The sequence below is a fragment of the Anabaenopsis tanganyikae CS-531 genome, from assembly GCF_029891675.1.
GTDB lineage: Bacteria > Cyanobacteriota > Cyanobacteriia > Cyanobacteriales > Nostocaceae > Anabaenopsis > Anabaenopsis arnoldii.
Genome location: NZ_JANQDF010000061.1, coordinates 20,414 through 31,355 on the forward strand (window position 1 = coordinate 20,414; position 10,942 = coordinate 31,355).

At 42.2% G+C, this 10,942-nt stretch carries 8 protein-coding genes, 2 pseudogenes and 1 CRISPR repeat array; of the genes and pseudogenes, 8 read left to right on the plus strand and 2 right to left on the minus strand.

From position 1 onward, the window contains the following. Positions 1-103 precede the first annotated feature (103 nt). From NWP22_RS06520 to NWP22_RS06540, 5 genes and pseudogenes are all read left to right on the plus strand, one after another. Positions 104-1,549, plus strand: a complete 1,446-nt coding sequence (locus tag NWP22_RS06520) for a bifunctional orotidine-5'-phosphate decarboxylase/orotate phosphoribosyltransferase (RefSeq protein ID WP_271733640.1) — start codon at positions 104-106, stop codon at positions 1,547-1,549. A 12-nt stretch (positions 1,550-1,561) separates the two neighbouring features. Continuing rightward, complete coding sequence (locus NWP22_RS06525) at positions 1,562-1,738, plus strand: hypothetical protein (RefSeq protein WP_271733641.1); 177 nt, start codon at positions 1,562-1,564, stop codon at positions 1,736-1,738. A 149-nt stretch (positions 1,739-1,887) separates the two neighbouring features. Continuing rightward, positions 1,888-3,234 (plus strand): histidine phosphatase family protein, encoded by a 1,347-nt coding sequence (locus NWP22_RS06530; RefSeq protein ID WP_271733642.1) that lies wholly within the window; start codon positions 1,888-1,890, stop codon positions 3,232-3,234. Between the two features lie 104 nt (positions 3,235-3,338). Next, positions 3,339-4,628 (plus strand): dihydroorotase, encoded by a 1,290-nt coding sequence (locus tag NWP22_RS06535; protein ID WP_280801646.1) that lies wholly within the window; start codon positions 3,339-3,341, stop codon positions 4,626-4,628. Between the two features lie 797 nt (positions 4,629-5,425). Then, positions 5,426-5,569, plus strand: a pseudogene (locus NWP22_RS06540) (WD40 repeat domain-containing protein); the annotation flags it as partial. Between the two features lie 154 nt (positions 5,570-5,723). Here NWP22_RS06540 and NWP22_RS06545 read toward each other — a convergent pair. Then, positions 5,724-6,155: a tetratricopeptide repeat protein gene (locus NWP22_RS06545; RefSeq protein ID WP_280792854.1), complete on the minus strand. Its 432-nt coding sequence runs from the start codon at positions 6,153-6,155 to the stop codon at positions 5,724-5,726. Positions 6,156-6,635: 480 nt separating this feature from the next. Continuing rightward, a CRISPR array of direct repeats spans positions 6,636-7,988; the repeat unit is 36 nt; unit sequence GTACGCTTCCCTCTGGGAAGTGGAATTAATGGAAAC. Between the two features lie 15 nt (positions 7,989-8,003). On the opposite strand from NWP22_RS06545, the gene NWP22_RS06550 reads away from it, so the two are divergent. Together NWP22_RS06550 and NWP22_RS06555 are read left to right on the plus strand one after the other, a co-directional pair. Then, a complete protein-coding gene (locus NWP22_RS06550) occupies positions 8,004-8,156 on the plus strand; it encodes a hypothetical protein (protein ID WP_280801647.1) in 153 nt (50 codons plus the stop codon). Positions 8,157-8,787: 631 nt separating this feature from the next. Then, a pseudogene (locus tag NWP22_RS06555) lies at positions 8,788-9,669 on the plus strand (WD40 repeat domain-containing protein); the annotation flags it as partial. A 214-nt stretch (positions 9,670-9,883) separates the two neighbouring features. On the opposite strand, the gene NWP22_RS06560 reads toward NWP22_RS06555, so the two are convergent. After that, positions 9,884-10,018, minus strand: a complete 135-nt coding sequence (locus tag NWP22_RS06560) for a hypothetical protein (protein ID WP_271763628.1) — start codon at positions 10,016-10,018, stop codon at positions 9,884-9,886. Positions 10,019-10,349: 331 nt separating this feature from the next. On the opposite strand from NWP22_RS06560, the gene NWP22_RS06565 reads away from it, so the two are divergent. Then, on the plus strand, positions 10,350-10,942 hold a 593-nt coding region (locus tag NWP22_RS06565; protein ID WP_280801648.1), incomplete at its 3' end, for an AAA family ATPase.

Consider the following 10,942-nt stretch of genomic DNA (forward strand, 5'->3'; position numbering starts at 1 on the left):
AGGTATAGGTAAGCTAGGGCTGTATTTTGATGGAGTGGGATTGAGCCGACTGGTGCTATAAGATAGGGTTTTTTAAACCATACAACCCAGGGTAACTATAAAAATGAACTTTTTTGATAAATTACAAGCTAGTATATTCCAAAATCAAAGTTTACTATTTGTAGGTCTTGATCCAAATCCAGAACTCCTACCAGCAGATTATAAATCTGAGGATATCATTGCTGATTTACATAATTGGTTAGAATCGATTATCCGCGAAACTGCTGATTTTGTCTGTGCTTATAAACCAACTTTAGGATTTTATGAAGCCTTGGGTGTTCCAGGTTTAGAACTGCTAGAAAAAACTTTAGCAGCTATTCCTAGTCATATCCCCATTATCTTAGATGCTAAACATAGTGATTTAAATACCAGCAGTGTGTTTGCTCGCAGGGTATTTACACAATTGAATGTGGATGCTGTGACTCTGAGTCCTTATACAGGACAAGACCATGTAGCACCGTTTTTAGTTTACCTTGATCAAGCGGTATTTATTTTATGCTGCACTTCTAATGCGGGAGCAGAAGCTTTACAAAAATATCCCACAGAAGAATTACCTCTATATTTACAGGTAGTCAAGGAGTCTAGGAATTGGGGAACTCCAGAACAATTAGGTTTGGAGGTGGGGACGACAAACCCTGAGATTTTAGCTCGGATTCGGTCAGTTGCGCCGGAAAGGTTGATTATGGCCCGGAGTATTTGGGCTGGGGGAAGTAATATCAATATCAAGGAAATTTTAGCAGCTGGGTTAAATAGTCACGGTGATGGGTTATTGATTCCTGTTCCTCAAGATATGTTCAGTCAACCCAAATTAGCTGATCATATCCAGTCCTTACGTGCAGAGATTAATCAAGCTAAAAGTGAAATTTTCTCGGAAACTTCTACCTGTGCTGTGTGGTTACCTGATGTTTCTGTTGTCAATCTCCACCCCCAACAAGACTTGATTTTAAAACTTTATGATGTCGGGTGCATCATGTTTGGTAGTTTTGTACAAGCATCGGGAGCCACTTTTCCTTACTACATTGACTTACGGAAAATTATTTCCAATCCCCAGGTTTTTAATCAGGTTCTCACTGCTTATGAGAAAATTTTAAATTCTCTTGAGTTTGACAGATTAGCAGGTATTCCCTACGGTTCTTTACCCACTGCTACGGGTTTATCTTTGCGTTTACATTGTCCCCTAATTTTCCCGCGCAAGGAAGTGAAAGCACACGGAACCCGCAGGTTAATTGAGGGGAATTTTGATCCTGGTGAAACTGTGGCGGTGGTTGATGATATTCTGATCACGGGCAAAAGTGTGATGGAAGGTGCCGAAAAGTTAAAATCAGCAGGATTGAATGTTAGGGATATTATAGTCTTGATTGACCATGAACAAGGTGTAAAGGCGAGATTACTAGATCATGGTTATCAAGCTCATTCTGTGTTTACACTGGCGGAAATTACAGAAACACTGTATCAGTGTGGGCGAATTAACCAGGCGCAATTTTTAGCCTTTCGCGAAAGTCAAGGTTAGCACTATTCATGCTTGCATAACTACAGTTTCAGATCCCGGAATTTCCAACCAGAAATTCCGGGTATCTACTCTGGTGGGGAATTGTGGGTTCTCACCTACCTGAACCTCGCTCTAGAAATTGATCTGATTTTGAATAGCTATGAGCAGAAATCAGCAGCAGTAGGAGAATTACAGTTTTATGAAGCATGATTGATATAACTTCTCAGGTATTCACCTTGAAATCTACATGACTTGCGCCAAATTTGATTCACCCCTAGGTGTGAATCTGTCTGCCAAAATGCTCAATTGAAGAGCAATCGTTGTAGAATTATTCCTTGAAATACAGGAGGGCAAAACCGATGACCCGTGTCATCATTGTGCGCCATGGACAAAGCAGCTATAACATCGAGCGCCGCATCCAAGGACGTACTGACGTGTCAAGATTAACAGAGAAAGGGTGTGCAGATGCTAGTAAGGTAGGAAAAGCCCTCAGTAATATTCCTTTTAGTGCTATTTATACTAGTCCTCTCCAGCGGGCTAAGAAAACAGCTGAGATTATATACAGTGAGTTGGTAACGGAGTCTACAAGGTCTGTAACTCCCCAAGTTGCTGATAACCTGATGGAAATTGATCTACCTTTGTGGGCAGAAATGCTCAGTGCTGATGTCAAGGAAAAGTTTACTGAGGACTACTGCACCTGGAAACAACGCCCCCATGAATTGCGGATGTTGGTCAAGGATGGGACAACGGAACATTTTCCTGTCTTAGCTATCTATGAACAAGCGCGGTTATTTTGGCAGGAAATTCTACCCCGTCATCAAGGTGAAACTATCCTCATAGTCGCCCATAATGGCATTAATCGGGCTTTGATTAGTACAGCTTTGGGTATTTCCCCCAGTCGTTACCATAGCTTACAGCAATCTAACTGTTGTATTAGCGTCCTGAATTTTGCTGGTGGTTTAGGGGAACCGGTGCAATTAGAATCTCTGAATCAGACCCAACACTTAGGGGAAACTTTACCCTCTTTGCGACCGGGACATCAGGGAGTCCGTTTGTTGTTGGTACGTCATGGGGAGACGGAATGGAATCGCCAAACTAGATTCCAAGGGCAAATAGATATCCCCCTCAATGATAATGGTAGACAACAGGCCCAAATCGCCGGAGAATTTCTCAAAGATGTGGTGATTGATTTTGCTGTTAGTAGCTCTATGCTCCGCCCCAAGGAAACCGCAGAATTGATATTGAACCACCATCCTAGTATAAACTTAGAGTTACAAGATGGTTTGAGAGAAATCAGTCACGGATTGTGGGAAGGTAAATTAGAAACAGAGATAGAGCAAGAATTCCCTGGAGAATTGCAGCGCTGGCGACTAGTACCCGCCCAGGTACAAATGCCAAAAGGGGAAAACCTAGAGCAAGTTTGGCAGCGGAGTGTGGCATCTTGGCAAGGAATTATACAAGATGCACTCACAAAACAACTCAAAACCGGTTTGGTGGTAGCCCACGATGCTACTAATAAAACTTTGCTGTGTCACGTTCTCGGTTTATCGGCTGATAATTTCTGGAACTTCCGCCAAGGTAATGGCGCTGTAAGTGTAATTGACTATCCATCTGGTCTGGATGGGTTGCCAGTGCTACAAGCAATGAATATTACCAGCCACTTAAGTGGAGGGGTACTAGATAAAACTGCGGCTGGCGCTTTGTAAAAAACAAGTCTTTTGACCAGAAAAGACCATGGTGGTTAAAACCACCAATTGGCCTCCCTCTCAGGGCTGAAGCTGCTGATTTTTCCGCTTACAACCATATTTTTATGACAGAACTGCTAAAAAAAGTAAGGGTAATTAATCCTAATTTAAAATCTGAGGAGATAGCTGATGTACTCATAGCTGATGGTAAGGTCGCCGCGATCGCCCCGGATATTTCTGATATTCCCGCTGACAGTACTATTCAAGATTGTCAGGGATTAATTCTGGGCACAGGATTAGTAGATTTGTATAGTCACTGTAGTCAACCGGGATTTGAACAGCGAGAAACGCTGTCATCTATGTTACAAGCTGCATCTGCGGGAGGGTTTACCAGAATTACTATTCTCCCAGATACATCTCCAGTTGTTGACCATCCGGCTATGGTAACACAGTTGCAGCAAACCCCACCCCCTCACGCCCACTCCCGGAAACAGGAGGGGGAGTTAAAGTTACACCCTCAAGTTTACGTTTGGGGAGCTATCAGCCTAGATTTAGCGGGGAAGCAATTGACGGAATTAGCAGATTTAGCTGCTGCGGGGGTCGTGGGTTTTACAGATGGTCAGCCTTGGGATAATTTAGGGTTTGTACAGCGAGTCCTGGAGTATCTCCAACCCTGGGGTAAACCGGTGGCTTTTTCCCCTGGCGATCGCCTATTATCGGGTCATGGGGTGATGCGCGAAGGTGTCGCGGCTCTGCGTTTCGGTTTACCCCCTGTACCAGCGAGCGCGGAAACTACCGCCCTGGCTGCTTTGTTAGAATTGGTCGCCGCTACAGCTACACCAGTACACATTATGCGGGTGTCTACCGCTCGCAGTGTGGAACTCATCGCCACCGCTAAGGCTGGGGGTTTACCCATCACCGCTAGCACTACTTGGATGCACTTATTGCTTGACACGACGGCAATAGCCAGTTATAATACTAGTCTAAGGTTGGAACCTCCTTTAGGTAACCCCAGTGATGTAGAGGCTTTACGGGGGGGGGTGAAAAATGGTGTCATAGATGCGATCGCCATAGACCATGCACCTTATACCTATGAGGAAAAAATGCAAGCCTTTGCCTCGTCACCTCCAGGGGCGATGGGTTACGAGTTAGCATTACCCCTACTCTGGCAGAATTTAGTCGCAACTGGTAAATTTACGGCTTTAGAATTATGGGGCGCTCTCAGCACTCACCCAGCGGAATGTTTACAACAGCAACCCAGTACAATTACCACCGGTGCTAAGGCGGAACTGATTCTATTTGACCCGCAGGAAACCTGGAAGGTTGAACCGCAGAATCTGTATACGCTCTCTAGTAATACACCTTGGCTAGGAAAACAACTTCAGGGACGGGTTGTAAAAGTTTGGCATCGCTAATAGGGATTATGGATAAGTTTACTCTAGGGGTATATATGGAGTAGGATGGTGTAATTTTTTGAATCACTGTTAGGTATGGTGGGTGATGACGACAGGAAGCGAAAAAAAAACTTTTTTTTTCGCCCTAGTTATTTTCACTGAGAGGGATTGATAGGTAATTGTAAATTTTATCACTGTTAAGATTTGGGTTGATGGAAATTTTGATAGAAATTTTAAATGATTGTGACTAGATAGGATAAGGAGAATAGAATGAGAAAATATATCATTTTTGGGGTTGTGAATTTGAGAAAATAAGAAAATATATCATTTTTGTGGTGAGAGGGGTTATAAGTAGTTGTGAGGAGAGAATCTAGATAGTGATCTAGGGTAGTTAGTATTTGAATGTTTAATTTTAACAGGGATTATCAGTAATTGTGACTAAGTGTAAAATCCCCACCTAGTCAATAGGTGGGCTAGTGTGAAATTCTCCTTGACATTTCTTCAAGAATATGAAAGAATGAGTGGAGGTTAAACAAATTATATTTAATTAAAGATTATTTGTTTTTCTCCAGTTTTTTGTTAAATACCCTGGTGATTAGGGCATGGTTGTTGTTTAGGCGATCGCACATAGTTAGCAGTTTGAATCCCTGATAGGGATTGTAGGTAGTTGTGACTGTTTATTATGTGTCGTTCAACTAATCACATTCTGATTGATCCCCCCAACCCCCCCTTAAAAAGGGGGGCTAAATTCTTTTGAGAAAGCGTTTAAGGTTAAATGCGTAAAGGGTAGCTACCGCCTTTAAAAAGGGGGCTAAATTCTTTGGGATGTAGCAACCCAAACGGAAATCGCCACACTCACCGGACATTCATATGGGGTTAGTTCAGTAGCCTTCAGCCCGGATGGTAAAACCTTAGCTTCTGAGGGTAGGGATGGTATCAAACTGTGGCAAAGGCGTTATTAATCCACACCCAGATTATTTAATTAATTAAATTAACCTTCCTAGAACTCACTTTCCAGAAAATTATAAAGTTAGGGGTGGGGAAGTTCAATCAAAATAACTGAAATAGTGTGGATACTAAAACCTGTTCATTGCTTACTTTCAGGCATCTTTGCAGCTACAGTGAGTTTAAAACCTTGATAGTTAGTTGATATTCAACTCTATTACCTTGCTCGCGGTATAATTGCGCTGCTCTTTGGAAGTTTTCCCTGGCTTTGTTGATATGTCCTAGCTCAAGGTAAACAGCGCCGCGACCAATATAAGCTAGAGCTAAATTAGGATTAAGTTTAATAGCTTGGTTATAATCAACCAGTGCTAATTCCCATTTCCCCTGGTCATAGTAATCAATACCGCGCATGAGGTAAGTTTCGGCTAAATCGCGATTAGACTGACTTTGACTGTAAAGTATTGGGGGTCTTTGACTAACTACTTGGGAATTTTTTATAGTTAACGCCTGGTTTTGATTGGTTTGACCCCAAGTGGGAGTAGCACTGAGGGTGAATGTCAGTGTTGTTAAGGCTATAGCTTTAGGTAGTCCTATTAATTCCATGGATTTTACCTTTGATGGTTAGTTGAATATTTAACGGTATGTGTACTTATAAGAAGAAACAGCAAAAGTTTAAATAGATGAAATTTATAATACCATGCTCTGGATATAATAAATAACATATTTATTTTGTTTACTCTCAGTAATACTATTTAGGTAATCTTGTCATCTATCTAAAGATAGATTTTTGAGAATATGAAAATTTTAGGGTAGTATTAACCCCTCACATTACGAAGAGATAGGGATATGTGGATTACAGCAGAGCGATCGCCTAAATACTGTTTTAATGCACCAGTTAACTATTACAGAGGTTCAATCAAAATAGCTGAAATAGTGATTTTAATGTATAGAACCTCGGTTGCTTGCTATGTAAGGGTTTCAGGAGTTCTGTTAGTATGCTAAAGTCCATTTCAGGCGTTAAGTTTCTTGAACCTCGGAAAGTGCCTCTAGACTTCTTACTGGGACTGTGTTTAAAATGTAAGGGTACGCTTCCCTCTGGGAAGTGGAATTAATGGAAACAAAGCTCGTGGCGCAAGCCATAGAGCTTGGTCTGGTTGTACGCTTCCCTCTGGGAAGTGGAATTAATGGAAACTTTTTTATTCTTGATTAATTGTTACTAACCACTCTTTATCGTACGCTTCCCTCTGGGAAGTGGAATTAATGGAAACGTATAGAAGGAAAGAGAAATTTGTAATCCTATTGAGTACGCTTCCCTCTGGGAAGTGGAATTAATGGAAACGCCATTCCTTTTCAGCACTTCTGTGTAAAGTAGTTTAGTACGCTTCCCTCTGGGAAGTGGAATTAATGGAAACTTAACAAAAAGCCAAAGTCCGATAACAACTGAGGATTTTGTACGCTTCCCTCTGGGAAGTGGAATTAATGGAAACACAGAAGACAAGCTACCGCGCTGCATGAAGGCAATACGTACGCTTCCCTCTGGGAAGTGGAATTAATGGAAACATGAAATAATACCTAGGGTCTTCTCTCAGTGCTATTGTACGCTTCCCTCTGGGAAGTGGAATTAATGGAAACATCCATTGCAGATATATGTGTCCGTTAATTATAATTGTACGCTTCCCTCTGGGAAGTGGAATTAATGGAAACATGGCAGTGGTTTTTCCGCCGGTAGCGTTACCTCCCGTACGCTTCCCTCTGGGAAGTGGAATTAATGGAAACCAGTCAGATATTCAAACCCTAAACGGGTGAATATTTTGTACGCTTCCCTCTGGGAAGTGGAATTAATGGAAACCTATGGCTTGCGCCACGAGCTTCTCTCTTCTAACAGGTACGCTTCCCTCTGGGAAGTGGAATTAATGGAAACTCGTAAATAGTAGCGTTTAATGTAACAACAGTCGCTGTACGCTTCCCTCTGGGAAGTGGAATTAATGGAAACTCCCTGTCAACTGTGAAGATGACCTCATTTTCTCCACTAGTACGCTTCCCTCTGGGAAGTGGAATTAATGGAAACTTTGTACCTTCCAGTCCAGAACTGGAAGCAGTGGAGTACGCTTCCCTCTGGGAAGTGGAATTAATGGAAACTCATCAAACGTTAAACTTAACAACGCACGGCTAAATCCGCAGTACGCTTCCCTCTGGGAAGTGGAATTAATGGAAACACGAGGAAGAATGAGAGCACAGCAAGTAGAAAGAAGGGTACGCTTCCCTCTGGGAAGTGGAATTAATGGAAACGTATTCAACATTTTCTTTTAACTCGTCGCAGGTGCACGTACGCTTCCCTCTGGGAAGTGGAATTAATGGAAACAAATCTTCTCTATGAAATGCATTAGCCCATTTCCAGGCGTACGCTTCCCTCTGGGAAGTGGAATTAATGGAAACCGACTGTAATGGTTATTGCAGTCGGTTTGTATATATAGCTGTGGGGAATATCGCCAAACCTCGCCACTGTTTTACAGACTCCATGCTATTGGCGAGTTTCCATCTGTCGCTATTTGGCAAGATTTAAGTGAAGGGCGGCGATCGCACTCCTCAACACAAGGTCACTAGTCTAGACAATCTATATTATCTAGCATAAGAAGTTAGACCTAATTACTTGAATGCAATTAAGGTATTTTTGATATGCCTATTAGGTGTGCGATCGCAGCATATAAGCTATTAAACGAAATTACCTTTATGTTGCATTCACAGTGTTAGCAGGTGATGACAGACTGGTAAACCACCGGTGAACTAACAGTAAGTTACTGGTATGGAAACTTTAAATAATTCTTGACAATTACCTTTACACCTGACAAGTATTGGGTAACACGTCATTATATAATCTCTCCAAGACTAAATTAACTACCAGTGGTAACCTAAGATGAACGAGCCACAACCAGGGAAATTTGATGTAGTACTAGGTGGTACTGGTAACGCTCCAGAAAATGCCCTGGTCTTAGGGGGAATCCAAGGGGCGCAGCAGAGGTATAAGAACCCGGACCCCAAGGTGAGGATAAATGCGATATCCCAAGCGCTCAACTATGGGGAGGATGGGGTTAAATTAGTTCTCCAAGCTTTAACTACAGATGAATCAACAGATGTCAAGGATGTCGCTTATAATCTCCTGCGATCTGGAGATAATAAGTCTATTCAGGTCATTGATGCTTTAAAAGCTTATGAACCATTTTTATGGCGGGAGATAGCTACTCTCACCGGACATTCAAATTACGTTCTTTCAGTAGCATTTAGCCCGGATGGTCGCACATTAGCTTCTGGGAGTTTAGATAAAACCATCCGACTGTGGGATGTAGCAACCCAAGAGGAAATCGCCACCCTCAGAAGACATTCAGGTTCGGTTAAGTCAGTAGCCTTCAGCCCGGATGGTCGTACTTTAGCCTCTGGGAGTTCAGATAAAACCATCCGACTGTGGGATGTAGCAACCCAAGAGGAAATCGCCACCCTCAGAAGACATTCAGGTTCTGGGGTTAGTTCAGTAGCCTTCAGCCCGGATGGTCGTACTTTAGCCTCTGCAGGTGCATATAGGGATAACACCATCAAACTGTGGAAAATCGCCACCCGTCGGAAAATCGCCACCCTCACCAGAAATTCAGATTCGGTTCGTTCAGTAGCCTTCAGCCCAGATGGTCGCACATTAGCTTCTGGGAGTTTAGATAAAACCATCCGACTGTGGGATGTAGCAACCCAAGAGGAAATCGCCACTCTCACCGGACATTCAGAAGGGGTTCGGTCTGTAGCATTCAGCCCGGATGGTCGCACATTAGCTTCTGGGAGTAATGATAAAACCATCCGACTGTGGGATGTAGCAACCCAAGAGGAAATCGCCACTCTCACCGGACATTCATATCACGTTAGTTCAGTAGCTTTCAGCCCGGATGGTCGCACATTAGCCTCTGGGAGTAATGATAAGACCGTCAAACTGTGGGATGTCGCCACACGTCAGGAAATCGCCACACTCACCGGACATTCAGGGTCGGTTCGTTCAGTAGCCTTCAGTCCAGATGGTCGTACCTTAGCCTCTGGCGGTTGCTATAAAACCATCAAACTGTGGCAAAGGCGTTATTAATCCACGCCCACAATCTTTAATTAAACACACTAAGCTTCCTAGAACTCACTTTCCAGGCTTCTGACGATTAACTTCCGATCAGTAGCGAACTGCTTGCAGCAGCGCTTCGCGATCGCTCAAAAATAATCAAGAAATCAGGTTAAAATGCCCGAAACTCATAGATAATATTTGGTTGATTCTGTCAATGCGTAAGTCCTAATATAATAGGGTGATATCAAGTATTGAATTGAGACTGTTGCCGACGCGAAAACCAAGCAATGATGGTGGTAGTCTTTTTCAGAAATTTAATTGGAACACAATCGCGTCTGGCTAAGGCGTGTAAGTCTACACCAGGGATAACCGCTCCCATACCCCCTTTGAAGTAGAAAGTAAAGTCTAGCTTTGTCTAGGTTTTATATAGCAGCTATTAATTAAAGTGTCCTTTCCCCGGATATTGAAGGAGACAGCGATCGCTTACTACCCAAAGGCGATCGCTTTAATTTCTTCTTGTATCCTCATTTGTAATGTTAATTCTATTCCGTAAAACCGTGTAACTTCTGGCATAAATATCACTATAAAACTGAGATTAAATGAGATTAAAATTTATTATAGCTTCTTTCAAGGATAAAAACTAATGTCAGATCATAATTTTCCCAAATAATTAATGTGTAAACTTAAAGAGTTCACCTATTACCAAAATTATGATCAATCGCTGGTTTAATATTGCAGGTCCTTGTAACCCTAAAAAAAACTATACCATCTCAACCACCAGTCGTTTACCCGATTTATCAACTTTAATTGAACAAGAAAGTTATTTTGTCCTACACGCACCACGACAAACAGGGAAAACCACCGCTATGTTATCCCTAGCAAAACAACTTACTGACACTGGAAATTATGCGGCAGTTATGGTATCTGTAGAAGTAGGAAGTGCATTTAATCATGATCCTACCACCGCAGAATTAGCAATTTTAGGGTCATGGTATGATACAATAAATATTCGTTTACCCAAAGAATTACAACCACCTGCTAAACAATGGCAACAGGAAGAAGCAGGAAGCAGAATTAAGGCTTTTTTAAGAGGTTGGGCAAAAGCTATAAATCTTCCTTTAGTATTATTTATAGATGAAATTGATGCTTTGCAAGATCAAATATTAATATCAGTTTTAAGACAGTTAAGAGATGGTTTTCCTAACCGTCCAGAAAATTTTCCCTCATCGGTAGGATTAATTGGTTTACGAGATGTGCGAGACTATAAAGTAGCATCGGGAGGTAGTGATAGATTAAATACATC